Annotated in this window: 30 protein-coding genes and 1 tRNA gene; 11 read left to right on the top strand and 20 right to left on the bottom strand. The window is 35.8% G+C overall.

Annotated elements, in window-relative coordinates:
• Positions 1-6 precede the first annotated feature (6 nt).
• The 3 genes from pyrH to rpsB all read right to left on the bottom strand — a co-directional run bounded on the left by pyrH (position 7) and on the right by rpsB (position 2,535).
• The gene (gene pyrH, locus FIT70_RS03580; protein WP_139867679.1) at positions 7-732 is read right to left on the bottom strand and encodes a UMP kinase; all 726 of its coding nucleotides are present in this window, start codon (positions 730-732) and stop codon (positions 7-9) included.
• 91 nt (positions 733-823) lie between these two features.
• A complete protein-coding gene (gene tsf / locus FIT70_RS03575; RefSeq protein WP_139867676.1) occupies positions 824-1,699 on the bottom strand; it encodes a translation elongation factor Ts in 876 nt (291 codons plus the stop codon).
• Positions 1,700-1,782: 83 nt separating this feature from the next.
• Positions 1,783-2,535, bottom strand: a complete 753-nt coding sequence (gene rpsB / locus FIT70_RS03570; protein WP_139867674.1) for a 30S ribosomal protein S2 — start codon at positions 2,533-2,535, stop codon at positions 1,783-1,785.
• A 163-nt stretch (positions 2,536-2,698) separates the two neighbouring features.
• On the opposite strand from rpsB, the gene map reads away from it, so the two are divergent.
• From map to FIT70_RS03535, 7 genes are all read left to right on the top strand, one after another.
• Complete coding sequence (gene map, locus FIT70_RS03565) at positions 2,699-3,499, top strand: type I methionyl aminopeptidase (protein WP_420897689.1); 801 nt, start codon at positions 2,699-2,701, stop codon at positions 3,497-3,499.
• Between the two features lie 3 nt (positions 3,500-3,502).
• Complete coding sequence (glnD, locus tag FIT70_RS03560; protein ID WP_189340878.1) at positions 3,503-6,061, top strand: [protein-PII] uridylyltransferase; 2,559 nt, start codon at positions 3,503-3,505, stop codon at positions 6,059-6,061.
• A 45-nt stretch (positions 6,062-6,106) separates the two neighbouring features.
• Complete coding sequence (locus FIT70_RS03555) at positions 6,107-8,299, top strand: glycosyltransferase family 4 protein (RefSeq protein ID WP_139930664.1); 2,193 nt, start codon at positions 6,107-6,109, stop codon at positions 8,297-8,299.
• Between the two features lie 194 nt (positions 8,300-8,493).
• Positions 8,494-9,804, top strand: a complete 1,311-nt coding sequence (locus FIT70_RS03550) for a tyrosine-type recombinase/integrase (protein WP_139930662.1) — start codon at positions 8,494-8,496, stop codon at positions 9,802-9,804.
• Positions 9,801-10,514 carry a hypothetical protein gene (locus FIT70_RS03545; protein ID WP_139930660.1) on the top strand — a complete coding sequence of 238 codons (714 nt, stop codon included), beginning with the start codon at positions 9,801-9,803 and terminating at the stop codon, positions 10,512-10,514. Before FIT70_RS03550 ends, FIT70_RS03545 begins: the two co-directional genes overlap by 4 nt.
• Before the next feature lie 103 nt (positions 10,515-10,617).
• Entirely contained in the window at positions 10,618-10,818 is a 201-nt protein-coding gene (locus FIT70_RS03540) for a helix-turn-helix transcriptional regulator (RefSeq protein WP_139930658.1), read from the top strand.
• Positions 10,809-11,864, top strand: a complete 1,056-nt coding sequence (locus FIT70_RS03535) for an AAA family ATPase (RefSeq protein WP_139930657.1) — start codon at positions 10,809-10,811, stop codon at positions 11,862-11,864. The genes FIT70_RS03540 and FIT70_RS03535 overlap by 10 nt, the downstream gene beginning before the upstream one ends.
• Before the next feature lie 522 nt (positions 11,865-12,386).
• Here FIT70_RS03535 and FIT70_RS03530 read toward each other — a convergent pair.
• Genes FIT70_RS03530 through FIT70_RS03515 form a run of 4 tightly spaced genes read right to left on the bottom strand, consistent with a single transcriptional unit; the run spans position 12,387 to position 14,194 of the window.
• Positions 12,387-12,785, bottom strand: a complete 399-nt coding sequence (locus FIT70_RS03530; protein WP_139931378.1) for a hypothetical protein — start codon at positions 12,783-12,785, stop codon at positions 12,387-12,389.
• Entirely contained in the window at positions 12,785-13,111 is a 327-nt protein-coding gene (locus FIT70_RS03525) for a heavy-metal-associated domain-containing protein (protein WP_139930655.1), read from the bottom strand. The genes FIT70_RS03530 and FIT70_RS03525 overlap by 1 nt, the downstream gene beginning before the upstream one ends.
• A 9-nt stretch (positions 13,112-13,120) precedes the next feature.
• Positions 13,121-13,780: a hypothetical protein gene (locus FIT70_RS03520; RefSeq protein WP_139930653.1), complete on the bottom strand. Its 660-nt coding sequence runs from the start codon at positions 13,778-13,780 to the stop codon at positions 13,121-13,123.
• A 51-nt stretch (positions 13,781-13,831) separates the two neighbouring features.
• A complete protein-coding gene (locus FIT70_RS03515; RefSeq protein ID WP_139930651.1) occupies positions 13,832-14,194 on the bottom strand; it encodes a hypothetical protein in 363 nt (120 codons plus the stop codon).
• A 209-nt stretch (positions 14,195-14,403) separates the two neighbouring features.
• On the opposite strand from FIT70_RS03515, the gene FIT70_RS03510 reads away from it, so the two are divergent.
• Both FIT70_RS03510 and FIT70_RS03505 read left to right on the top strand, forming a co-directional pair.
• Entirely contained in the window at positions 14,404-15,009 is a 606-nt protein-coding gene (locus tag FIT70_RS03510; RefSeq protein ID WP_139930649.1) for a cation efflux transmembrane domain-containing protein, read from the top strand.
• A 311-nt stretch (positions 15,010-15,320) separates the two neighbouring features.
• Positions 15,321-15,710, top strand: coding sequence for a peptidoglycan-binding domain-containing protein (locus FIT70_RS03505; protein WP_139870192.1), 390 nt, complete (start codon positions 15,321-15,323; stop codon positions 15,708-15,710).
• A gap of 12 nt (positions 15,711-15,722) precedes the next feature.
• Here FIT70_RS03505 and FIT70_RS03500 read toward each other — a convergent pair whose 3' ends face one another.
• The 6 genes from FIT70_RS03500 to FIT70_RS03475 all read right to left on the bottom strand — a co-directional run bounded on the left by FIT70_RS03500 (position 15,723) and on the right by FIT70_RS03475 (position 18,764).
• Positions 15,723-16,052 (bottom strand): helix-turn-helix transcriptional regulator, encoded by a 330-nt coding sequence (locus tag FIT70_RS03500; RefSeq protein ID WP_139930647.1) that lies wholly within the window; start codon positions 16,050-16,052, stop codon positions 15,723-15,725.
• Positions 16,042-16,431 carry a hypothetical protein gene (locus tag FIT70_RS03495; protein ID WP_139930645.1) on the bottom strand — a complete coding sequence of 130 codons (390 nt, stop codon included), beginning with the start codon at positions 16,429-16,431 and terminating at the stop codon, positions 16,042-16,044. The genes FIT70_RS03500 and FIT70_RS03495 overlap by 11 nt, the downstream gene beginning before the upstream one ends.
• 3 nt (positions 16,432-16,434) lie before the next feature.
• The gene (locus FIT70_RS03490) at positions 16,435-16,701 is read right to left on the bottom strand and encodes a helix-turn-helix domain-containing protein (RefSeq protein ID WP_139930643.1); all 267 of its coding nucleotides are present in this window, start codon (positions 16,699-16,701) and stop codon (positions 16,435-16,437) included.
• Between the two features lie 658 nt (positions 16,702-17,359).
• A tRNA-Ser gene (locus tag FIT70_RS03485) sits at positions 17,360-17,450 on the bottom strand.
• A 24-nt stretch (positions 17,451-17,474) separates the two neighbouring features.
• A complete protein-coding gene (gene def, locus FIT70_RS03480; RefSeq protein ID WP_139930641.1) occupies positions 17,475-18,008 on the bottom strand; it encodes a peptide deformylase in 534 nt (177 codons plus the stop codon).
• Complete coding sequence (locus tag FIT70_RS03475; protein WP_139930639.1) at positions 18,009-18,764, bottom strand: S-methyl-5'-thioinosine phosphorylase; 756 nt, start codon at positions 18,762-18,764, stop codon at positions 18,009-18,011. It abuts the gene before it with no gap.
• Positions 18,765-18,836: 72 nt separating this feature from the next.
• Here FIT70_RS03475 and FIT70_RS03470 point away from each other — a divergent pair, with 72 nt between their 5' ends.
• Positions 18,837-19,673: a squalene/phytoene synthase family protein gene (locus FIT70_RS03470; protein ID WP_189340877.1), complete on the top strand. Its 837-nt coding sequence runs from the start codon at positions 18,837-18,839 to the stop codon at positions 19,671-19,673.
• Positions 19,670-20,527, top strand: coding sequence for a presqualene diphosphate synthase HpnD (gene hpnD, locus FIT70_RS03465; RefSeq protein ID WP_139930637.1), 858 nt, complete (start codon positions 19,670-19,672; stop codon positions 20,525-20,527). The genes FIT70_RS03470 and hpnD overlap by 4 nt, the downstream gene beginning before the upstream one ends.
• Here the strand turns inward: hpnD and radA are convergent.
• The 7 genes from radA to rpsF form a co-directional block, all read right to left on the bottom strand.
• Positions 20,509-21,879: a DNA repair protein RadA gene (gene radA / locus FIT70_RS03460; RefSeq protein WP_139870313.1), complete on the bottom strand. Its 1,371-nt coding sequence runs from the start codon at positions 21,877-21,879 to the stop codon at positions 20,509-20,511. The genes hpnD and radA overlap by 19 nt on opposite strands.
• Positions 21,872-22,948: an alanine racemase gene (gene alr, locus FIT70_RS03455; RefSeq protein ID WP_139874513.1), complete on the bottom strand. Its 1,077-nt coding sequence runs from the start codon at positions 22,946-22,948 to the stop codon at positions 21,872-21,874. The genes radA and alr overlap by 8 nt, the downstream gene beginning before the upstream one ends.
• Positions 22,949-22,953: 5 nt before the next feature.
• Positions 22,954-24,333 carry a replicative DNA helicase gene (gene dnaB / locus FIT70_RS03450; protein ID WP_139930635.1) on the bottom strand — a complete coding sequence of 460 codons (1,380 nt, stop codon included), beginning with the start codon at positions 24,331-24,333 and terminating at the stop codon, positions 22,954-22,956.
• A gap of 66 nt (positions 24,334-24,399) precedes the next feature.
• Positions 24,400-24,852, bottom strand: a complete 453-nt coding sequence (rplI, locus tag FIT70_RS03445) for a 50S ribosomal protein L9 (protein ID WP_139867652.1) — start codon at positions 24,850-24,852, stop codon at positions 24,400-24,402.
• 12 nt (positions 24,853-24,864) lie between these two features.
• Positions 24,865-25,092: a 30S ribosomal protein S18 gene (rpsR, locus tag FIT70_RS03440; RefSeq protein ID WP_046487999.1), complete on the bottom strand. Its 228-nt coding sequence runs from the start codon at positions 25,090-25,092 to the stop codon at positions 24,865-24,867.
• A gap of 9 nt (positions 25,093-25,101) precedes the next feature.
• Positions 25,102-25,350 carry a primosomal replication protein N gene (locus tag FIT70_RS03435; RefSeq protein WP_420897688.1) on the bottom strand — a complete coding sequence of 83 codons (249 nt, stop codon included), beginning with the start codon at positions 25,348-25,350 and terminating at the stop codon, positions 25,102-25,104.
• Between the two features lie 42 nt (positions 25,351-25,392).
• On the bottom strand, positions 25,393-25,770 hold the full coding sequence (rpsF, locus tag FIT70_RS03430) for a 30S ribosomal protein S6 (RefSeq protein ID WP_046487989.1): 378 nt from the start codon (positions 25,768-25,770) through the stop codon (positions 25,393-25,395).
• Positions 25,771-25,859 lie beyond the last annotated feature (89 nt).

Here is a 25,859-nt window from a genome sequence, read left to right as displayed (position 1 = left end):
CTTTAATCAATGTATATTAGGCATCACGAGCGTGCCTTCATTTTGTCCTAATAAAATATTTTTTAATGCCCCTGATTTAAATATATTAAATACTGCGATCGGTAATTGTTGGTCTCGACATAAAGTTAGGGCAGTGGCATCCATGACTTTTAAATCCTTTTGAATGGCTTCATCAAAACTGACAACTTCGTATCGCTTTGCCTTTGGATTTTTTTTAGGGTCTTCTGAATAAATACCATCGACTTTGGTCGCTTTAATCATAATATCTGCATTCATTTCTACGCCTCGCAATGCTGCTGCTGTATCAGTCGTAAAGAAGGGATTGCCTGTTCCTGCAGCGAATATAACCACTTTACCCTCTTCAAGATAGCGAATAGCCTTGCCACGAATATATGGTTCTACCACTTGTTCTATATTTAGCGCTGATTGAACACGGGCTACAATTCCTGCATGTTTCATGGCATCTTGAAGAGCCAATGCATTCATCACAGTAGCCATCATGCCCATATAATCTGCAGTCGCCCTATCCATGCCTGCAGCGCCTAAAGCTACACCTCTAAAAATATTGCCACCACCAATCACAATACCCATTTGAATTTTTAAATCGAGCGCTTCTTTAATCTCATGAACTATATTTGAAATAGTATGCTGATTAATACCAAACGGATCTTCGCCCATCAAGGCTTCGCCTGATATTTTCAACATAATTCTTTTGTATGCAGATTGGGCCATAATTTTCCTTAAAGTTTAACGTATTTTTAAACCAGGGGACATAAAAAAAGGACTGTATAAATCATACAATCCTTTATGTGCTTTGATAAGACTAAACCTTTGCTGCCGCTGCAACTTCTGCAGCGTAATCTACTACCGCCTTTTCAATGCCTTCAGCTACAGAATAAATGCTGAAAGCATTCACAGTTGCGTTGTTAGCTTTCAATAATTGCTCAACGCTTACTTTGTCATCCTTCACAAAAGGTTGATTCAGTAATGTGACCTCTTTAAGGAATTTTTGCACCGTGCCTTCTGCAATTTTTTCTAACATAGCTTCTGGTTTTCCAGCCTCTTTTGCTTTTTCAATCGCTACACGTTTCTCAACCTCAATTAATGCAGCATCAATGCCAGATGCATTAAGTGCTTTGGGTTTATTTGCTGCAATATGCATAGCCAAATCTTTTCCTAAAGCCTCATCTCCACCTTGAAGATCTAGAAGCACACCAATTCTTCCGCTGTGGATATAACTAAATATTTGACCCGTTGTTTGATAACGAACGAATCGACGTGGTGTAATATTTTCTCCAATTTTACCCACAAGCTGAGTACGAACTTCCTCAGCATTGCCAGAAGCCATATTTAAACTTGTTAAAGCCTCAATGTTGGCTGGGTTCTTTTCATTGATGGTGCTTACAAGTTCGTTTGTATACTTTAAAAAGTCTTCATTTTTGGCGCAAAAATCTGTCTCTGAGTTAACTTCAAGCAGCGTTCCTGTTTTGCCGTCTTTAGCTACAAAAGCAATCACAATACCCTCAGCGGCCAATCTTCCCGCAGCCTTACTTGCTTTATTTCCGAAACGAACTCTTAAAATTTCTTCAGCGCGCACACTGTCACCATCAGCTTCAGTTAATGCTTTTTTACAATCCATCATAGGTGCGTCTGTGCGATCACGTAGGTCTTTGACCATGCTTGCTGTTATTTCTGCCACTTTGATTACTCCTTAAATACTGTATGAATAAATTTATTATTAAAAAAGGGGCATGAAGCCCCTTTTAAATAATGCTTTAAAAATTACTCAGCGACCGCCTCAGTCACTTCTACAAATTCTTCTTCTTGCGATACTGACTTAGCAAGTTCATTTAATGCCTGACTTTTACCTTCTAATACTGCGTCAGCCATACCTCTTGCGTAAAGTCTAATGGCTCTGCTTGAGTCGTCGTTGCCAGGAATCACATATGAAATGTCATCAGGTGAATTATTAGTGTCAACAACACCAATGATAGGTATACCAAGCTTATTTGCTTCAACTATAGCGCCACTCTCATGACCTACGTCGATTACAAAAATTGCATCAGGCAGTGCTGTCATATCTTTAATACCGCCAATTGAGCGTTGTAATTTTTCATAGTCACGCTTATAGCCTAATGCTTCTTTTTTATTAAACTTAAGTAAACTTCCATCTTCAAGCATCGCTTCGTAATCATTAAGACGTTTAATAGACTGTCTCACTGTTTTAAAATTTGTGAGCATACCGCCTAACCAGCGATGATTCACGTAAGAAACACCAGCGCGAGAAGCTTCTTCTTTAAGAATTTCTCGGGCTTGTCTTTTCGTACCTACAAAAAGAATACGTCCTTTGTTTGCAGCAAGAGTGCGGATGTACTTCAAGGCCTCTTGGAACATTGGCAATGTTTTTTCTAGGTTAACAATATGAATTTTATTCCTGTCACCAAAAATATATGGTGCCATTCTTGGATTCCAGTAACGGGTTTGGTGGCCGAAATGGACCCCCGCTTCTAACATTTGACGCATAGTAACTGACATAATTGACTCCGTTGTTATGGGTTAAAAAAACATCACCTAATTACATCTATTTTCATAGACACCCTAACGTTAGGTAATGCAAAATTATTTCCTCAAGAACCTTGAAGAAGCGCGCTATAATAGCACAAAAAACAAGTTCAAACGTAATCTAAACGTAGTAATCATGACAATACACATCAAAAATTCCCAAGAAATAGAAAAAATGCGTATTGCTGGTGCGCTAGCATCACAAGTACTTGATTATATTACACCTTTTGTTATTCCAGGCATTACCACTGAAGAAATTGATAAGCTTTGTCATGATTTCATGGTGAATGTACAAAAAACAATCCCGGCCCCCTTAAATTACGCACCGGATGGACATACTCCATATCCAAAATCTATTTGCACTTCCATCAATCATCAGATTTGCCATGGTGTGCCAGGCCCAAAGGCACTTAAAGATGGAGATATTGTAAATATAGATATTACGGTTATTAAAGATGGTTTCCATGGCGATACAAGCCGCATGTTTCTCTTGGGAGATACTTCAATTCAAGCTAAGCGTTTATGTAAACTCACCTATGAAGCTATGTGGCTTGGTATTCAAAAAGTTAAGCCAGGTGCAAAATTAGGTGATATCGGATTTGTCATTCAAGACTTTGCTGAAAAAAATGGGTTTAGTGTTGTGAGAGAATTTTGTGGTCATGGCATTGGTAAGCGTTTTCATGAAGAGCCTCAAGTCCTTCATTATGGAAAGCCTGGCACAGGAGTTACTCTAGAAGCGGGTATGATTTTTACGATTGAGCCTATGATTAATGCAGGCAAAAGAGATATTAAACAAATGCCCGATGGCTGGACTATCGTCACCAAAGATCGAAGCCTATCAGCACAATGGGAACATACAATATTAGTTACGGATAGCGGCTATGAAGTCCTTACAGTTTCTGAAAAAACACCCCCTCCTCCAGCATTTGCTAATTAAATCTTGATTCAAAAAGAAATACTAAGCCTTAAAAAAGAATTAGCTTTAAATGAGTTAAATCTCATTAAAGTATTTTTGAAAAAAAGAGATGGTATTTCTTATCTTCAAAATCACTCACAGCTTATTGATAAAACGTTAAGCAGACTTTGGCAAGATCTAGAATTAAGAAATAGCGCAACTCTTATAGCTTGCGGAGGCTATGGCCGCCAAGAACTTTTTCCTTACTCTGATATTGATTTACTAATATTAATCCCAAAGAGCCTTCACAAGTCTCTAAGTCAAAAAATTGAACAGTTTATTAGTTTGGTATGGGATCTTGGCTTACGAGTCGGCCACAGCGTTAGAAATATAAATCAAACGAAAATTGAAATCAAAAGGGATATTACAGTACAAACAAACCTTTTGGAGAGCAGATATCTTAATGGTGACAAGGTACTTTATAAAAATTTAAAAAAAATTATTAATGAAACGCTTATTCCTGCAAAGTTTTATCAAGGCAAAATAAAAGAACAAGACCATCGTCATCAAAAATATAACCAATCTGCCTATCAATTAGAACCAAATATAAAAGAAAGTCCCGGCGGCTTAAGGGACCTGCAAATGATTCAATGGGTAGGCAAAAGTTGTATTAAAAGATTTACACCAACAAAGTTAAATCAAAAAAAATATCTTGATAAGAAAAATTATCAGAAACTTATTAAAACTGACATCTTTTTTAAAAACTTGAGAATCCTTCTTCATGTCACAGCAAAACAAAGTGAAGATAGATTGCTTTTTGATTACCAGAATGAATTGGCATTGTTATTAAAGTATAAAAAAACTACTCATAAGAAAAGAAGTGAGTTATTTATGAAGGATGTTTATGAGGCAATTAATTTTACAACTTTCATTAACGAAGTGCTTTTAAAAAAACTTAATCCAATCGAATCAGACAAGATAACCAAAATTACTGATAGTCATTTCTTGATAATCAAAAATAATTATCTTGAAATAAATTCTAAATTTCAAAATAAAAATATAAAGCCATATATTTTTGATGTATTCATGACCTTTCAAAAATATAAACAGCTCAATTCTCTAGGTCCCAACTTGCTCTTGCTACTTGGAAGTGCTGCAAACAGAATAAATCATACATTTAGAAAAGATAAGAACCAGCAAGCAAAGTTCTTATCCATACTTAAGTCAAATGAGAAGGTCAATCGATCGTTAAGAATCATGAATAAATGCAATCTCATTGGATCATACATTCCTGCCTTTGGGAAAATTGTAAGTCAAATGCAGCACGATTTATTTCATATTTACACAGTTGATGAACATATTCTCAATGTCATTCAAAATTTAAGAAGATTTGCAAAAGATGAGTTAAAACATGAATTTCCTGACTGCCATGATTTGTTTAAAAACTATACCCATAAACATATTCTTTATCTTGCAGCACTATTTCATGACATTGCAAAAGGTAGGGGTGGAGATCATTCTGAACTTGGAGCTAAAGATGTTCATGAGTTTTCAAAACTAAATCATTTACCATCTCATGATGAAGCGCTCATCAAATGGTTAGTTAAATCGCATCTGGTAATGTCACATACAGCGCAAAAGTTAGATTTATCAGATCCTAGGGTTATTGAAGAATTTGCAAGAAAAGTTGTCAATAGAGAAAATTTGACTTCACTTTATCTTTTAACGGTTGCAGATATTCGAGCTACCAGTCCACACGTTTGGAATCAGTGGAAAGCCACCCTCCTAAAAAATCTCTTTAAATATACGCTCAACTATTTAGAACAAGGCAATTTATCACACGAAGATTCAATTGCAAAAAGAAAAGAGAAAGCAGCATTAATACTGAATACATACAATATCAGAGATGATCATTACAAGGATCTTTGGGAGAATTTTGGAGAAAACTACTTTTACAAATATACGGAAGAAGAAATTGCATGGCAAACGAGACTTCTGTTTACCCACACGGCGCCAAAAAAACCTATCATTCGAGTTAGGCATCGCTCAAATGGCGAAGGTATTGAAGTTCTTATTTACCAAAAAAATACAATGCATATTTTTAATAAGACCTGCCATTTCTTTGATGAAATTGGATACAGCATAGCAGCAGCAAAAATATTCACAACGCAACATAATTATGCGCTCAATCTTTTTGATTTGCTTGATGCCAATCCAAAATCTGTGAGCTATGAAGGCTTATTTAAATTTATCGAAAAAGAATTAGTAGGTCGATTGGAAACTAGCAAAGAAACTAAACCAACAAAGCTTTCGGAAAGAAGCCGGCAAGCCACACACTTCGCTTTTGATACAAAGATTTCTATCGCTCAGGTTGACGAATCGCCTATTTACCAATTGGATATCATTACAGACGATAGAAATGGACTTTTGAGCCTGATTTCTGATCAACTTTCAAAAGAAAATATATCTATTAATCAAGCAAAAATAAATACGCTGGGGTCTAGAGCTGAAGATACATTCTTAGTCGCATACAAAAATAACTTAAAAATGAATCAAAATAAGATAGATAATTTAGTTGAAAAATTAAAAGCTGTCATAGCGTGAGATGTTGGTCACCTATAATCCCATTAATATATACAATGTTGTCATATGAAAATAGCAATTATTAGACGAAAGTTTACAGCCTTTGGGGGTGCGGAAAATTTCATTCTGCGAGCATCGTCTGGATTAAGTCAGCTTGGCATTAACTTTTTTATTATTTCCGAGCTTTGGAAGCAAAATGCCAATAACTCAAAAAACATTCATTGGATAGAAGCCAAGTCACATGGCTTATTTAGATTCTCAAAATTACTAAGCTTCCAAAAATCCGTTATGAAAATTATTAGTCTAAATAATTTTGATCTTATTCAATCTCACGAAAGATTGACCGGAGTGGACATTTACAGATTGGGAGATGGCATTCATGCAGCCTGGATCGATAGAATGAAAAAAATTAGCCCCTGGTATAAAAAGGCTTGGCTTAGCATTGACCCCTACCATCAAAAAATAATGTGTATCGAAAAAGAGATGTCTGAAGACAAAAGCCTTTTTTTTGTCGCAAATAGTGATCTTGTTAAAAATGAATTATATAAATACTACAAAGTACCAGAATCTCGAATTAAAGTGATTGAAAATGGTATTGATATAAAATCATTTCATCCTGTATCGGCTACAAAAAAAGAAGCCACTAAAAAACAATTAGCACTTAATCCAAAATTACCTGTAGTGCTTTTTGTAGGTTCAGGTTTTGAAAGAAAAGGTGCTTTTGAAATTGTTGAAGCCATTAAATTGCTCCCAAAATTTCAGGCCATTATCGTAGGTCAAGATAAGAAAATTCAACAATTAAGGGATCTTGCTCGCGGGCATAACGTTCTTATCACTGGACCCCAAGATGATATTCAAAAATATTTAGATGCATCAGATATATTTTGCCTACCCTCTCTTTATGACAGCCTTCCTAATGCAGCTCTTGAAGCGCTTTGTTGTGGACTACCTATCGTTTTAACAAAAGATGTTGGCTTAGCCCCTCATATTGAAAAGAATCTTGCGGGTGTCATTTGCAAGAAAGATAAACATAGTATTGCTGATGCTTTAATTAAAGCATGGGGAAAAAGAAAATTATTTTCAAAAAATGCTTTAAAAGCAGCTAAAGCCTTTGACATAAATATTAAAAATAAAGAATGGCTTCATTTATACAATGAATTAGCAAATAAAAAGAAAATTAAAGTTTTACACACGGAGTCTTCATTAGGCTGGGGTGGTCAAGAAATTCGAGTGCTTACGGAAGCAAAGATATATTCTAAATATGGACATGAAGTCATTATCGCAGCAGATAAAAAAAGTTTAATTGCCAAAAGAGCTCATCTTTACGGAGTAAGGTGTGAGGGTATTGATCTTCAAAAAAAGCGCTTTGCTGATTTACTCTCTTTAAGAAAACTTATTAAAAAAGTAAAGCCGGATATTATTTCTTGTCATTCAAGCACCGATCATTGGCTTTCAGCGCTTGCTAGATTAACCTTAAATATAAAACCAGCGATTGTAAGAACGAGGCATATAAGCACTCATGTTCATAGAAATATGTCTTCCAAATGGCTCTATAACAAAGGCTGTGAATCAATCATGACAACGAGCGAATCTATAAAAGATGATTTAACTATAGATAAATTTGTTCGCACCCCCACTAAATCTGTCCCCACTGGAATCGACACTGATATTTTTGTACCTGGCAATAAAATACAACAAAGAAAATCACTAAATCTTCCACAGAAACATTTTATTTTTGGCATTGCGGCCACATTGAGATCATGGAAAGGACACAGTGATTTAATTCAAGCATTTAATCTTTTAAAAAATCCAATGTGTACTTTAATTATCATAGGCGATGGCCCACAAATGGAAAATTGTAAAAAATTGGCTAAAGCTTCTTCTTATCCTGAAAATATAAAATTAGTTGGTGATATTAGAAATATCGTACCCTACTTGCAAGCAATGGATTGTTTTGTATTGCCAAGTTATGCGAATGAAGGTGTTCCTCAAGCATTATTGCAAGCGATGTCTGTGGGTCTTTCAATAATTAGCTGCCCAGTCGGAGGCATTCCAGAAACTTTAAGTAAATACAAAAAAGCTGTCTTAGTGAAACCTCAAAGTCCAGAACCATTATCAAAAGCAATGCTAAAAATTATGAAAACTCCCAATACAAAACAAATGAAAAATATACACAGGCCCTTTACTTTAGATGTTATGTATAAATCATCTCTGGAAGTTTATGGCAAAGCTATAAGGAATAGATTTAATGCGAATTAGATTAAAACAAAATGGCGGAAGAGGTGTGACCTATTTATCCTCTAACACTTAATTTCTAACACCCTCTTACACCCTACCAATACCCCTCAAATAACCATTATATATAAGCCTTAAGGCATTAATTACTCTTGCTTAGTCTATAACCCTATATTAGAATCTTTCTCAATTGTGGACAAAAGAGTGGACAAAAATTTATGGGTTATGGCGTTAACCTTCTAAGCAACGTTAAAGTAAAAAATTCAACTTGCCCTAATGGCAAAGCTTACATCTATGAGAATGATGGGGGTGGATTAAGGTTGCGTGTTGAACCAAATTCCAAGTATTGGCTATTCAGAGGCAAGTTAGGTGGTAAAGAAATACAATTAAGTTTTGGCACTTACCCTTCTGTTGGATTAGATGAAGCCAGAGGATTAAGGGATATCTCTAAGCAACAGCTCAAACAAGGTATTCATCCTAGAGATTATTTCAACAATATTAAGAATAAAAACCTAGAGAAATCTAGTGATAAATTCATGTTCTCTACCCTATTTGAAGATATGGTGGAGTATCGCTCTACCATGCTTGATAAAGTGTGGTCTAAGTCTCATATTAAGCGTTCTAGAGGCATTTATAAGAACTATTTAGAGGCAGATTTAAAGGATAAATCCATCCTATCAATTACTGACTCTGACCTACTCCAAACTTTAAAAAAAGTTAAATCCAATCCAGTTAAATTAGTGAGTGGAAAGAAAGATATCCAACGATATAACAGAACCACTACGATGAATTTAGCCAAGTCACTTATCAACCTCGTTTATGAATATGCATCTGAAGAAAGAGCATATAAAGGGGATAACCCACTAGATAAGATTAGAAAAAATAAAGTATTTAAGAAAACCAAAACAATCAGCCATAAGTCTGTTGATTTAGAAGACTTAGGAATGTATTGGTCTAAGGTTCAAAAACTCCCAATTGTTCAAGATAAGGTATATCTCATCATAAATATTGTTACAGGCTTAAGAGTTGGTTCTTTGTCTAATGCAAAATGGAGTTGGTATAGCCCAGCTAAAAAAACATTAAGTATTCCTAAAGAGTTTATGAAGAGCAGCAATTCATTTGTAACTCCCCTTCCAAACATTGCGGTAAATTTACTTAATGAACTTAAAGACATTCTCAAGGCAAGCAAAGATGATTTCATATTTACTAATCGTTTTGGTGATGCCTATGCATCAAGCAGACCTAGATTATTAATTAAGGAAATGGGATTTGATGCTACAGCTCATGGAAATAGAACAATAGTTAAATTAACTTGTTTAAGACATTCTGGATTTCCAAATGTAGTTATTGAGAAACAACTTGACCATGAGTATGGTTCAGCAGTTGAAAGGTCTTATATGGCTGATTATGATTGGCTGGATGAAAGAAGAAAGCTTGTTGATTGGTTATTAAGTTATTTAGAAGCTAGAAAAAAAGATTATGAACAAACTATAAGTATTGGTAAAAGAAAAAAGGAAAATACTAAGTGAGTAAGAGAGACAAAGAATTAGACCTGCTTCAAAGAATTCAACAAGAAACAGAAAGGGTTAAAAGTGGTATTGAAGAAGCAAAAAGATTAGGCAAAAAATTTGAGGGAAATATTGATAAAAATTTGATGCTGGAATATGTCGTGCATGTTGGATTGGAAACTTATAATAAAAGACCTGATATTTTTAATAGCTTTCCTGATGAGGAATACTATCCTGATAGTGCAAGAGCAATGCTTGAGTATTTTTGTTACTGTATAAACAATAAAAAGGAAATTCCTAAAGAGTTATTAGAGTATTGTAGAGATTGTTTTACAAAAATTCTTAAAGGCGGACTAACAACTGACGCTTGTCTAAACTTGGTAGGAAGAAAACAAAAACATCCTTTCTTATATCCTGATTACCTTGACGATATCACTAAAGATATTTTGGATAATGAATATGACTTAACTAAGGCATGCAAAGAAGCCCAGCTAAGAGGCGTTGATAAAGAAGTGAAATATCTTATGCAGCAACTTAATGAATATTCCTTATATTGCCTTCAAAATTGGTTTGTTCATCAGCGTGTTGTTAATAAAGTTAAGTTTACTAATCTTAATAAAGACCTCACAGAAAAACAAAGAAAAGCATTAAAAAAGTATTTTGATATTGGTATATCAGAACAAGGTGGAATAATTAACTTAAAAGAAACGCCTATCCAAAAGTCAGATTGAATACCTTTGCCAATCTGAATTCAGATTTCATTTCAATTTTATAGTCTCGTTTAATCCCAGAACTAATAGGGATATTTATAGAAACTTTAAAAAGGAAATAGGAATGCAAAAAAAGACTTATAGAGTTAAAGATTTAGCAGAAATGTTATCAATGGGTGAATCAACCATCTGGAAGCTATGTTCAGATAAAAGTAGTAATTTTCCTCAGCCCATAAAAATCACCTCAAGACTTACACTTTGGAAAGAAGAAGATATCCAAGCATGGTTAGATAGTCAAAATGCTAAGGAAAAATCATGCAAATAAGCTCACAAGAAATTAGCAAAATAGAAACAAGAAGAAGTTATAGAATTCATGAACTTGAAAATCTTCCTAAGATTAATTGGCTTATAAAAGATATCTTAGTTGATAGAGGTATAGCAACCATCTATGGTGAAAGTGGTTCTACAAAATCATTCCTAGCTATAGATTTAGCTTTGCATTTAGCCTCTGGGTCAGAATGGTTTGGACTTCCAGTTTCAAGAGAAATACCAGTTGTCTATACAGCATTAGAAGGGTTTACAGGTTTACGAAAGAGAATATTAGGATGGTGTAAGAAAAATTCCATATCACCTTCCAATATGCTTATAACGCCTGACACTTTACTTTTGGGTGAGAATGGCTCTGTTGAAAGCTTTATCAATCATTATAAGGAAAAAGAATTTCATAGTGGGATGGTCATCATTGATACATTAAACATGGCTTGTCCAAATATAGAAGAGAACTCTGCGTCTGAAATGAGTGGTGTTATTAGGCAAGCAAAATTAATTACTGAGAAACTAAACTCTACTGTATTAATCATTCATCATTCAGGTAAAGATGAGTCTAGAGGAATGAGAGGAAGTTCAAGTCTTAAAGCGTCAATGGATACCATCATTTATGTCAAACAAGATAGCAATGGAAATTGTGAATGGTCTTTAGAAAAATCCAAAGATAGTGAATGTGGAATTAGATACGGCTATAGATTAGAAACTATTGAAGTAGAAATGAATGGTGAAGTTGAAACAACATGCACATTAGATAAGCTTGGGGAAATTTTAGATAAAAAGAAAAAAGTTAGATTATCAGACAAGCAAACAAGAGTGCTTAATTTAGTTAAAGATTGGCTTCTAACATTGTCATCAAGTCATGATGATATGGATAAGGTAATAGAACAATGCTGCAAACTTTGGACTGAACATCCGTCAGCGAAAAGAAGTCATGACATGAGAGAAGTTATAGGCAACTTAGTTATCAAAGGATTGGTTGGAACTGGTTTAAGAGGTAATTTAAGTGACCAAATATGGATTACTGACAAAGGTATGAACGAATAACTCCAGCTTCTCTACCCCCTTAGGGTGTATAGAGAGCTAGAGTTTATATTCCATCTAGCTATCTCTAATATAGAGTCATCTAGAGTGCTTAGAGTTTACTCTAAGTCAGCTACATAAATCCTATATAAATCATATAGTTAAGTGTGAATATAATTAACTTTTAAGGATTTAGAATTGAATAAAACGGAGTTATAAAAGAGGTGTATACCCCCTCCACCCCTTCGTCTTATATAGGGGATGTGACACTAAAATTTTTGGCAAAAATTAAAGATTAATAGCTACAGAAGTCTATTCCTAAGCTTTCTTCGAAGCACACCTAAGCACACCACAGATAAGAAAAGCCACTACCAAGAGTGGCTTTTTACTTCTTACTTCTTATTTCTTTTTGCTATAAAACAAATACTTAATAAATGACGCAATACCTAAAACCAAAAACGTTGTCATTAGTAAACACATAATTACCATATGCCAACAGTGTGCTTCACCCATCATATGTTCCATACTATTTCTCCTTATGAAAAATTAACTGATTAACCAAGGTGCTACAAAAGCCATAAAGCCACCTATCAAAAATACACTAACTGAAAAAAAATAAACTCTTAGTGAGTTTACTCTAGTTTTATTACAAAGTTCCGCTAACTCTTTATCACTCGGACAAGGTAAGGATCTAGCTTTCCATTGTAGAAATCCAGATATTGATAACATCACTCCTGCAAATATAAACACACCTAATTTATGTTCTGAAAACCAAACAATTTGTGGCACAGAACTCACCAAAGACGCCATCACAGCACCTGCGCCTAAACTTACTAATAACGCAGGCAAGGCACAACAAATCAGTGTGCCTCCCGACGAAAATAAACTAAGCAAGGATAAATGTTTAGTCTTAACTAGATTGGGATGTAAATGATCTTTTGGCATCATTTATCCGTTCCTGATTTGATATGCTCAATAGGATGCTCGCTTACTTCAATACTTTTAACTTCATAGCCTACATCTTTGATGATTTTATTAATGACATCTTGAGACAAAGTTAAACCTTCTTTGACTTCAACTACGACTAGACGATTCTTCATGTCAACATATACGTCCTTTGTTTCGCTTAAAGCTTTCATCTTCTTTTCAATGCCTTGCGCACAAAAAGAACATACCATGCCTTTCATAGTGACTTTGTAAGATGGTGTCGCAAAGCCACTCAAACTAGTTAAAGATAATCCTAAACCTACTACTAATAGTAAATGTTTCATAAAAGCTCCTTAAAATGTATACATAAAATTTAAACGAGGTTGGCCGCTATTGTTCACACCGCCCTCCACAAAGATATTTTTGTTAATAAGTCTTAACATAGGGATCACTTCAATCTTGTCCGAGATCTGATTGGTATATTTTGTTTCTAAAATAAACCACGGCTGTGTTTGATTGTAATCAGCTTCGTAAAAAGAAAAACCAGCACGAATTGATGTGTTGTCGTGATTTAAATTTGAAGCTCGGTAAAGTTTATGAGTGGCCGCAAAGTAAATGCGCGTCGTTTCATAATCAAACTGAAAGCCTGGGGATGCAATGACTTTACTATCTATACTTTGATTATTAGCGACTCCTCTTACTTCACCTAACCCCATAAACAGCCAAAGATTACTTTGAGCATGCTCTGAATTCCAACGAGACAATAGACGTGTGTAATTAAGCGTATCGACTTCACGTTTATCTTTGTAATTATCTGAACGAAACTCAAGATGCATTAATCCCAAAGCGTCACGAGATGTAATCGCATAATTGAATCCCACTTCACGCCAATTTTGATTGAAGTCCCCCATAGTCATCACAGAACCCTCAAAACCCATAGGTGCTGCAAATGCTAGGTGACTTGATAAAAAGATTAAGGGGATAGCCCATAATCTCATGTTAAATGTAAACATAGATTTCCTTAAATAATAAAAATAAGGCTTAAATTAAGCCCAACTCAATTTTTAAGAAAAGCTGATGGGTGGTCTTTGAATGCTCGGGGAAATTACAGAATCGTAATGATATGAATACTGGTTAGAAACAATTTCGCTATCTTGAGAAAATATTAAAGTAGCATCCTGAATTAATGCAGCCATGCCTGCGTGTGCACAAAATGATAAGCAATGATGGGAAGTATTCTGGCTTTGCACTTCTTTTGATTGTTTATTTTCTTTAGCTTGAGCTTGGTGGCAATGACTCATCTTTGTTTCAGTAGTCACTGAAGTTTTGTGGTCGTTCTGGCAGACAAGCTGGAAGCTAGCTGCAATGCTTTGCAGTGGCATTGCAAGCAATAAACATAAAACTAGATAATTTCTAATAGCTTTCATACTTTTATGATACGCTTTTATTATTGAAAGTTCAATATCATCCAAAAATCTCCTGATTCTGGATGTTTCCTAGCACACCCCTATTCCACCCCTGCCAAAATCCCCTGCCTTGAACCTTCTGTCTAGCAGACAAATACTGTAAAATGTTCTTTTCTGGGGGATTAGCTCAAAGGGTCAAGCAGCTAAAACTCAACTTAATAAGATAAGAAATGTCAGATTGCTGCGAAAATAAAAGCTGTGCTATTGAAGCTATGAAAGTGAATCAGTCTAAAACATTAAAAATCGTTTTAGCGATTAATGTCTTTTTATTTATTGTTGTTTTTAGTTCAGGCTTGATTGCTCAATCCACAGGTCTTATGTCAGAGAGCTTAGATGATTTAGGAGATGCAATCACCTATGCATTAAGTCTATTTGTTATTTACAAAAGTAATCAAGCTAAAGCTCGTGTAGCACTTTTTAAAGGGATATTAATTTTAATAGGTGCGCTCTTTGTTTTATCACAAGTCACTCAAAATATCATTGACCATACGACACCTATTTTTGAAATCATGAGTATTGTAGGTGTTATAGCATTAGTAGGAAACTTAACTTGTTTGTATTTGCTTACAAAACACAAAGATCAAGATATTAATATGTCATCTGTTTGGGAATGTTCAAGAAATGATATTGCAAATAATATTGCTGTCATCATTGCATCACTTATTGTGTGGTTTACACAGAGTGGTTGGGCAGATATCGTGGTGGGATTAGCACTATCAATCTTTTTGCTACGCTCATCCTATAAAGTCATTAGCACGGCTATTAGAGAAATTTGAACTAAAAAAACCAGCACTTACAAACACACCCCTATTCCACCCCTGCCAAAATCCCCCCCGCCTTGAACCCTCTACAACCCAGACAAATACTGTAAAATATCACTTTCTGGGGGATTAGCTCAGCTGGTAGAGCAGCGGACTCGCAGTATCAGTTAAATATCAAGACTAGAGACCCTGTAAGATCCTAGCAGTGGCAGAAGTAGAAGTTTTTTCGGAAGTAATTTCAGCAAGCACACCTAAGCACACCGAGTGTCAAAAGTTTTGACGTTGTCACAAACTAGCCACATAATCAGTTTAACGTTGCAAGTTAAATGAAAATTTCAATAAAACTTATTTTGTTATTCCTGCTATCAACCTGCCTCCAAGGCTGTGTTTTGCTAGCGTCATCTGCAGGTGGTTCAGTGGCAACTGTTCAGACCGCACAAACCATTGATATGTTAAAAACAGCTGGTGATGTTGGAAGCGCTGCCGTCACAAAGAAAACTTTAACCGATCATGCTTTAAGTGCATTATCAGGAAAAGACTGTCGCGTATTTAATATCTTTGATAAAAAGAAAATATGCAAAACACCTATGCCTGATGTCTCAACTCCAGAAAAGATAAAAGCCTTTCAAAAATCTAAAGATTTAGAGCAAACCGGGAAAATTGGACCTAAAACGAGAATAGCTCTTTGGCGGATTCAACACGAACTTGATGATTAAAAATTAACTACACTAACTTCGAGCCAATGCGGAAGGATGAATGCCAAACCTTCTTTTAAAATTCACAGAAAATCTTCCCAAATGTCTAAATCCTACTTCTGAAGCAATGTCAGTGGTGTTCTTTGATTGTTTATGTTGTTTAATTAATTCGTAGGCCTTTAACAATCTTTGCTCTTCAATATATTCAAATGGACTTTTATTTAAATGTTTTTTAAATATTAACTGTAAAGATCGTTCAGAGTATTTAGTATGGCGCTTGAGATCTAACATCGAAATCTTAAGATGAAGATTTATTTCTATATATTCACAAGCACTCGTCAATAAAGGATGCTTATTGTCCATATTTCATCAATCGATAAGGTAAGTTAATCCAAAATCTAATCATTTCATCTATTAAATTAATAGTGCCTTGCATCAAACTTTGGAGATGATTTAGATAAAAATCAGTTTTTGAGATGGCTAGCAGTAAATAGCCTACAAAGGTGAAAATCGTTATATAGATAATGGCTTGTATTGTATTTTTTAATATTGATTCAAAAAAAGGTTTTGATCGTGTGCTTATCTTAAAATTGCGATAGGTAAAATCATGCCTCACATAATGACCGGTGAGATATAAAAGAAATGCTAAGAACACAATTGTAGCTTCAGAAAAATACTCAAGTCCAAAGAGTATTGGGATGATCGCACTTAAGATTATTAATAGATTACCAAATGCTCGCATACTCTATGGCTTCTTTAACAAACTTGGGGTGGGGTCAACTTCATTAAAATTGAAGATGACATCCTCATTTTTTAAACCAAGTGCTGCTATGTATTTTTTTAAGCTGGTGTATTTAAGAGATTTAGAAGGAAAATATTGAGCGCTATTTTCTTCGATAGAAATGATCTGACGTTCTGCTAAACATAAATCAGCAGCTATACTTTGCGCTGAGATTTTTTTGCTTAGGCGTGTAGCTTTTAATAGCTCAAAGTTATATTCAAAATTTTCCATGCTAAAAATGGTGATAAATTTCAAAAAAAGCCTATATCAAAATAGGCATCACAATGTATACTTTTACAGTGCATGAAGATAATATCTACCCCCCCCTTGCTTTGACTATCCTGCGACCGTAGGAATACTTAAGGGAAATAGTTAAAAAAAGCCCTCTAAGCGAAGACAAAAATCTACTTTTTTTTAACTTTCAATTACGCACCACAAACTTTAGAGCACTGTTAGCACACTGAAACCTCCTCTACAACCCAGACAATTACTGTAAAATATCCGTTCCTGGGGGATTAGCTCAGCTGGTAGAGCAGCGGACTCTTAATTTATCGTGAACTGCTTAAATTTTTAGTGTCGACCTAGACAAGATAGAACTCACAGTCAATTCAGGATATCTTTTCTTCTATCGTTATAAATTAATACGCTAACTTAATCATCACTCTTTTTCTGTTTATCAACTTACAGAGGTTGAAGAATCATTGACAAATTTGATACATATCAATAATAGGTATCCAACTTGATTAAGTAGAAGAAATATCAAAATTTTTAGTCTAAAGTGGACAAAATTATGGACAAAATTGCAAAAAATACACTTTAAAAATGCAGTATATTTGTGTGTAAACTATTGATTTTAAATGATTTATATTATAAAAAACTGATATTGATTTGGCGGAAGAGGTGAGATTCGAACTCACGGAGGGCTATGAACCCTCGACGGTTTTCAAGACCGCTGCCTTAAACCGCTCAGCCACTCTTCCGGAGCGAGAATTCTATCATAACCTTTAATCATCTTGAAGGTCTGAATCTGGAAATAAAACCTCAGAGAATCCAAAATTACTTAAATCTTCTATTCTCATAGGATAGAGAACACCATCTAGATGATCGCACTCATGCTGAACAACTCGTGCATGAAAGTCGCTCACTGTTCGATCAATTGGATTGTGATTCAAATCAAAGCCTTGGTAGCGAAGCTTTTTAAATCTTGGGACTAATCCTCTCATACCAGGAACAGAAAGACACCCTTCCCAACCTTCTTCCATTTCATCGTCAAGGAAAGTAAGTTTTGGATTAATTAAAATGGTGTAGGGTACTTCTTCTGCATCTGGGTACCTTGGTGTTTTTTCTACACCAAAGATAACAACTCTTAAGCTAACGCCTATTTGCGGTGCTGCAAGACCTGCACCATTTAGAGCATGCATCGTATCTTGCATATCTTCAATGAGAGCTTTTAAGGTTTGACTCTTAAAATCATGAACCGGCTCTGCAATATTCAAGAGCAACGGGTCTCCCATTTTTAATACTTGCCTAATAGTCATTTAATTTTTTAAGATGACTTCTTGAATCAACTTAACCACATCCGTCATCATTAAGCGACATACATCATTATCACAAAGTTCATTGATACTAGAAAATGAAATAGCATCTTTACTCTGCCCTCTTCCTGCAGCATGATTTACCATAGGACATATTGCCGCATAAGCTATATTGAGTTCTTTTGCTAGGACAGCTTCTGGCATTCCAGTCATGCCAACGATAGTAACCCCATCCTTTTCAAGACGATTAATCTCGGCGGCTGTTTCTAATCTTGGCCCCTGAACTGCAGCATATACACCCTCAGCTATTAATGTATTTAAAGAAGATTGTGCGATATCAATAATAGTTTTTCTTAAAGGTTCGTCATAAGGGTAAGTAAAATCAATATGCTTCACCGGCATTTCAGTGCCATCAAAATAAGTATTTTTTCGACCATAAGTGTAATCAATGATCTGATCAGGAATACAAATGGTGCCAGGCTTTATTTTGTCGTCAATCACGCCAACTGTTGCTACAGAAATTATTTTTGTAACACCCACTGATTGTAATGCCCATATATTGGCGCGATAATTAATTTCATGGGGCGGAATCGTATGACCTGAGCCGTGACGAGCTAAGAAAACAACACTTTTGCCTGACAAAGTTCCAAAAATAAGGGGTTGAGATGGTTCTCCGTAAGGGGTCCTAATAAGTTCTCGCTTTAAAACTTTTAGTTCCTGGATTGATGCCAACCCAGTACCACCAATAATACCGAACATGAAACTCACCTTATCTATTAAAGATTTCTATTCTATAACATACTAGCGCATATGAAACCGACACAATCAATAATGAGCCGTTACAAAATTGCTCAATCAAAAAACCATTACGAAAATTTTACCGTAGGGTCTTTAGTTCTAGGTAAAGAAATGCGAGAGGCAATTATTACTCTATATGCTTTTGCTAGACTTGGTGATGACATTGCGGATGAAGGAAATAAGTCAAAAAAAGAACGTTCTAAGGAAATCATGTATCTCAAAAATCATCTCAAAAAAATTGAATTAAATCAAAAAACTAATGATAGTTATTTTAATTTATTACATAAATTACACTTAAAATATAAATTTAAAATCAATAACTTAAAAAGATTTATTAACGCATTTAATGAAGATATTAATCATAAACAATACGCTAGATTTAATAACTTATTGCGATACTGTGATGACGCTGCAAATCCTGCAGGCGAACTTATTTTAAGTCTTGTAGAGCTAGATAACAAAGAAAATGTTCGCCAATCCGATGCGATTTGCACAGCATTAGCCCTTATTAATTTCGCTCAAGGTGTTGTGGAAGATTTTGAGAAAGGCCGAATTTATATACCTAAAAACGAAATGAAAAGATTTAATTTAAAGGTTGAGGACATCCAAAAAAGAAATTTTACGAGTCAGTGGGTAAAGTATAAAAAATATTGGGTCGAGCGTAATTATGAAATCCTTAAGAAAGGACTGGGTCTTGGAAAAAAAATAAAGGGTAGGCTAGGTTTTGAAATACAAATGGTCGAATGTGCAGCACTCTTGCTTTTAAAAAGACTGGGAAGAAATAGCTGTAATTTATTCATTACCCCACCTAAAATTAATACATCAGATTGGATTTTCATTTTTTTTAAGGTTGCACTGCGCTCAATATGACACCTATTCAATATTGCTACGAAAAAGTCAAAACAAGTAAATCAAATTTTACTTGGGCTTTTTACTTTATTAGCCAGGATAGGCGAGATGCACTGATATCACTGTATGCTTTTTGCAGAGAAATTGATGACATTGTCGATGAGACTTTAGAACTTGAGGTTGCTACAGCAAAGATAAATTGGTGGAAAGCTGAAATCAATCGTTTATTTCATGAAACACCTCAGCACCCTGTGACGAAATCACTTTTAAAATTTATCCACATCTATGAGCTTAATGAAGCCTATTTCATAGAAATGTTAGATGGCATGGAAATGGATCTAAAATTTAACCGCTACGAAAACTTTAAACAGCTTCAACTATACTGTTATCGAGTTGCAGGTGTGGTCGGTATACTCAGCGTGAAAATATTAGGCTTTAAAAATCAAGCGACTTTAAAATATGCACATGATCTTGGCATCGCACTTCAGCTTACAAATATTATTCGAGATATTGGAGAGGATGCAAGAAAAAATAGAATCTACATTCCGCTCGACGAACTTAAAGAATTTAGTGTGTCTGAGGATGAAATTCTAAAATTTAAGGAAAGCAATCATCTATCAAACCTAATGTTCCATCAAATTGCACGCGCAGAAGTTTTTTATAAAAACGCTTACCAAAAGCTACCGAAAGAAGATATTAATCCACAAATTCCTGGATTGATCATGGGTAAAATTTATGAAACATTACTCCTTGAAATTAAGAGAGACAAGCCAGAACAAACACTCAATCATAAAGTCTTACTGCCCCCTTTTAGAAAAGTGCTCGTCATACTTGCATGTTTCTTTAAAAATAAATTTTACGCTTTGAGCAACTGAAGTGCTTGAGAAAGGTATTCGATACCTAATACCTCAATACCTGCAATTTTTTGTTTTGCAATATTTGCCTTGGGAATGATAGCTCGTGTGAATCCTAATTTTGCGGCTTCCTTGATGCGCTCTTGGCCTCTTTGAATAGGCCTTACTTCTCCTGCTAAGCCTACCTCACCAAAAATAATTGTCTTTTGATTAATGGGCTGATCTTTAAATGAAGAAACGATGGCACATAAAATAGCAAGGTCCACACCTGGCTCAGTAATTTTGACACCCCCCACTGCATTCACAAAAACATCCTGATCAAAACATGCAATACCACCATGTCGATTTAATACTGCAAGAAGCATGGAGAGTCGATTCTGCTCTAAACCTACGCCTAAGCGTTTAGGTGAAGCTCCGTGGGCGTTATCTACAAGAGCTTGAATTTCTATCAGAAGCGGTCTTGTGCCCTCTTGTGTCACTGTGATACATGATCCAGAAACTTCTTCGTGGTGATGTGATAAAAACAATGCAGAAGGGTTTGTCACTTCACGTAAACCTTTTTCTGTCATAGCAAATACCCCAAGCTCATTCACAGCACCAAAACGATTCTTAAATGCTCGAACCATTCTAAAACTTGAATTTTGATCACCCTCAAAATAAAGCACAGTATCTACAATATGCTCCAATACACGAGGTCCTGCTAAAGAACCTTCCTTTGTAACATGCCCTACTAATATCATGCTTACTTCTAATTGTTTTGCGATACGCGTTAATTGTGCAGAGCACTCTCTTACTTGTGTGACTGAACCTGGAGCAGACTGTAACTCTTCTGAATATATTGTCTGAATGGAGTCAATAACAACTACATCTGGTTTATTTTTTTCAATTGACTGAATAATTTTTTCTAAGTTGATTTCAGACAATATAAAAATATCTGAAACCTCGAGCTCTAATCGTTTTGCTCGCATCGCAATTTGCTGGGGAGATTCTTCGCCACTTACGTAAATGACTTTGCATGGCGTTTGAGTCTTATCATTCGTCATGTGAGAAAGCGCTTGAATAAGAAGTGTTGATTTACCTATACCTGGATCACCGCCAATTAAAACGACACCACCCGGAACAAAACCACCTCCGAGGACTCGATCAAATTCACTGATACAAGTCGTTCTTTTATAAACGGCTGACATTTTCACTTCATTAAGTTTTTTTAATTCTGAAGTTTGTGTCAAAGAAGCATATCGACTGGGAACAGAAGCTTCAATAATACTTTCAGCCATTGTATTCCAAGTCATACAATGTGGGCATTGACCTTGCCATTTAGTTGATTGGCCGCCACATTCAGTACAAACATAGGCAACTTTATTTTTAGCCATGGATTATTTCTATAGGAACTCTTTTTGAAGCTGACATAGCGCAGAGCAGTTCGTAACCAACTGTACCGGCTTTTTCTGCAACATCATCTACAGGTATATGTTCACCCCATAACTCAACATCACTTGAAATGGATGCATGAGGTATGTCGGTAACATCAATGTAAAGCATGTCCATCGAAACTCTTCCAACTGTCGAAGTTTTTTTTCCTTCAACATATACAGGCGTTCCCGATGGTGCATGACGAGGATAACCATCAGCGTAGCCACATGCAACAACAGCTATCCGCATATCATTTTTAGCTTTAAAAGTTTCTCCGTAACCAACTGAATCATCTTTAGATAAATTTTGTAATGCAATAATTTTGCTTTTCAAATACATAGCTGGTTTAAGGTTTAGTGCACTACTTTTTCGACCCACAATCGGCGACGCTCCATAAAGCATAATCCCAGGACGCACCCAATCAAGGTGAGTATTTTTAAAATTTATGATAGATGCAGAATTTGCAACTGAGCGAGAAAAATCAAAATCATTAGCAATGTCATTAAAAACGTCAAATTGCCAATCAACACCTCTAGGCTCATCCGCAGTTGCAAAATGAGTCATCAATGTAATTGATTTAAAATAAGATGTTTTTTTCATGGATTTAAGGATATCTTTTGCTTCTTTAGGATTAAAACCTAAACGATTCATACCCGTATTAATCTTAAAGTGAATGTCGATTGGATGATTAAGTTTTAATTTTTCAATCATTTGTAATTGATGAAGATTATGAACTACAAGATTAAAACGCATTTTTGCTGCAATAGAAATTTCGTAAGATTCAAATGCACCCTCTAGCAATAAAATATCTTGCTCAAAACCATGCTCTCTCAAATCAATAGCTTCATTTAAATTAAGTACTGCAAAACCATCGCTCTCGCTTAAGCCTTGTGCGACATTAATAAGCCCATGTCCATAGCCATTTGCTTTTACAACTGACATGATCTTTGATTTAGGAGCTAATTGCTTAACAATGGCGAAGTTATGTCGCAGCGAAGCCTGATCAACAAATACCTTAAGAGGGCGCATCTAATTTATTCGTCGTAAGATTGAAAGGCTGGGTTAGCAAAATTTTCAAAGCGCGTATACTCGCCTAAGAATGTCAGTTTTACTCTTCCAATAGGGCCATTTCTTTGTTTTGCGATAATGATCTCTGCCACACCTTTTTCTGGCGTATCAGGGTTATAGACTTCATCTCGATAAATGAAAAGTATTAAATCGGCATCTTGCTCAATCGCTCCTGATTCTCTTAAATCTGACATTACAGGCCGTTTATCAGGTCGCTGCTCAACGCTTCGATTAAGCTGAGATAATGCGACAACTGGTACATCTAGTTCCTTTGCTAATGCTTTTAACGATCGTGACATTTCAGAAATTTCTGTCGCACGATTTTCGCTTTGTCGACCACCAGGTGCCGACATCAACTGAAGATAATCAATAACAATCAAGCCTAATTTACCGCACTGCCTTGAAAGTCTTCTGGCGCGAGCTCTAATATCAAAAGAGTTTAAACCAGCGCCTTCATCAATATGTATAGGCGCCTCATTAAGCCTGCCTAATGCATGTGTTAATCTTTCCCAATCATCATCCTCTAGGCGCCCTGTTCTCATTTTGTGCTGATCCAGCCTACCAACCGAACCTAAAAGACGCATCGTTAATTGAGTAGATGCCATTTCCATTGAAAATACTGCAACCGGCAACCCTGTATCTAAGGCTACATTCTCTGCCATGTTAAGTGCCAATGAGGTCTTACCCATTGAAGGGCGTCCTGCAACGATCACAAGATCGCCAGGCTGAAGTCCTGAAGTCATAGCATCTAGATCTGAAAAGCCTGTAGGAACACCTGTAACATCACTAGCTCCCGCAGTGAATAAATCATCAATTCTTTGAGCTACTTGGGGTAAAAGCTCTTTAATATCTTTAAAGCCTGATTGATCATGCTTCTCTTTTTCAGCAATTTGGAAGATCTTTGCCTCTGCCTCATCAAGGAGCTGCTGAGCATCTCGTCCTTGAGGAGCAAATGCGCTATCAGCAATATCAGATCCCACCTCAACTAAATGTCTCATAATTGAACGTTCGCGAACAATCTCGGCGTATCGACGTATGTTTGCAGAAGTTGGGGTATTCTGTGCCAATGAGCCCAAATAGCTTATACCCCCTACCGTCACCAATTCAGCATTCTTTTCTAAGGATTCGGCAACCGTCACAATATCGGCTGGGCTATTTTGCTCAACAAGCTTAATAATATGTTGGTAAATTAAGCGATGATCTTGACGATAAAAATCATTTGGCGATACAAGATCGGCGATTTTATCGAGCGCTTCATTTTCAATCAGCAAGCCGCCCAATAAGGACTGCTCAGCCTCTATAGAGTGAGGTGGTAATTTAAGATTATTAAGAATATCGTCTGCCATGGATTAATTATAACGGAATAAAAAAAGGCTGCTCTAGGCAGCCTTAAAAAAATAGATTGCTTTTTATTAAGCAGGTTCACCAATCACGTCAATTGAAATATCAACTGTTACATCATGATGTAAAGCAATAGTCACTTGATGTTGACCCACTGTTTTAAGTGGACCGTTTGGCATACGAATTTCAGCTTTCACAACCTTGATATTTTTTGCTGTTAAACCTTCAGCAATATCTGTATTTGTAACTGACCCAAAAAGTTTGCCATCCACGCCAGATTTTTGCGTGACAGATAAAGTGAAACCAGCAAGCGCTTTCGCTCTTTCTTTAGCAGCGTCAAGAAGTACCACTTGTTGTTTTTCAAGCTCTGCACGTTTTGCCTCAAATTCAGCCTTGTTTGAATCTGTCGCGCGTTTAGCCTTACCTTGTGGAATTAAAAAATTACGGCCAAAGCCGTCCTTAACTTTAACGATGTCACCAAGGTTTCCTAAATTAGCTACTTTCTCTAATAAAATAACTTGCATCTTGTAATCTCCTTAGTGCTTATCAGTGTATGGTAAAAGCGCTAAAAAACGAGCACGCTTCACCGCAATATTGAGTTGGCGTTGATAAATCGCCTTAGTACCTGTAATACGAGCTGGAATAAGTTTTCCATTTTCGGTAATAAAGTCTTTTAATAAATCAACATCTTTGTAATCCACTTCTTTAATGCCTTCAGCACTAAATCTGCAGTAACGTCTTCTTTTGTACATTTCTCTAGCCATCGTAAACTCCTATAGATATTCTATAAAATTAATATGGAAAATTAGCTGATTACTTTTTGCGCTTTTATTTCCAATAAACCCTTTTGTTTTAATTCTGTCGCCAATTTTTAAAGGTATCAATGCATCATTACCCATAATTTTTGCGCTTAACTCACAATTGATTGTTCGCTTTAAATTTGCCTCAATCTGCTCTGAGCTATGTTTTAAAATAAGATTAAGTGCTGGCATTCCTGCGGGGGTATAACGTACCGGATCCACATGGCACACTTCCCCAGAAATCTCTAAGCAATTCAATCTAGATTAAGCTACAGCAACCTCAGGTGCAGCGCGCTCATCTTTATCAAGCACTGATTTTGATTTTTCTTCTTTCATCATAATCGATGGTGCAGTCACGGCTGTTTTTGTGCTCATAATCAAATGACGTAAAACGGCATCATTAAACTTAAATGCATGCTCTAATTCTGCAAGTGTTTCAATGTCGCATTCGATATTCATAAGCACATAATGAGCTTTATGAATTTTTTCAATCATGTAAGCAAGCTGTTTGCGACCCCAATCTTCGAGGCGGTGGAGTTTTCCACCTTTGGATGTTACTAGAGATCTGTAGCGTTCAATCATGCCAGGCACTTGTTCGCTTTGATCAGGATGTACGATAAATACTACTTCATAATGTCGCATATAAATCCCCTTATGGTTAAAAGCCTTCAGTGATGCAACTCACTGTAAAGCAAGGTAGAAAGATCGAGTATTATAGGTGTTTTTTGAAT

The sequence above is a fragment of the Candidatus Methylopumilus universalis genome (genome assembly GCF_006364435.1).
GTDB lineage: Bacteria > Pseudomonadota > Gammaproteobacteria > Burkholderiales > Methylophilaceae > Methylopumilus > Methylopumilus universalis.
This window is presented reverse-complemented; position numbering and strand designations above follow the sequence as displayed.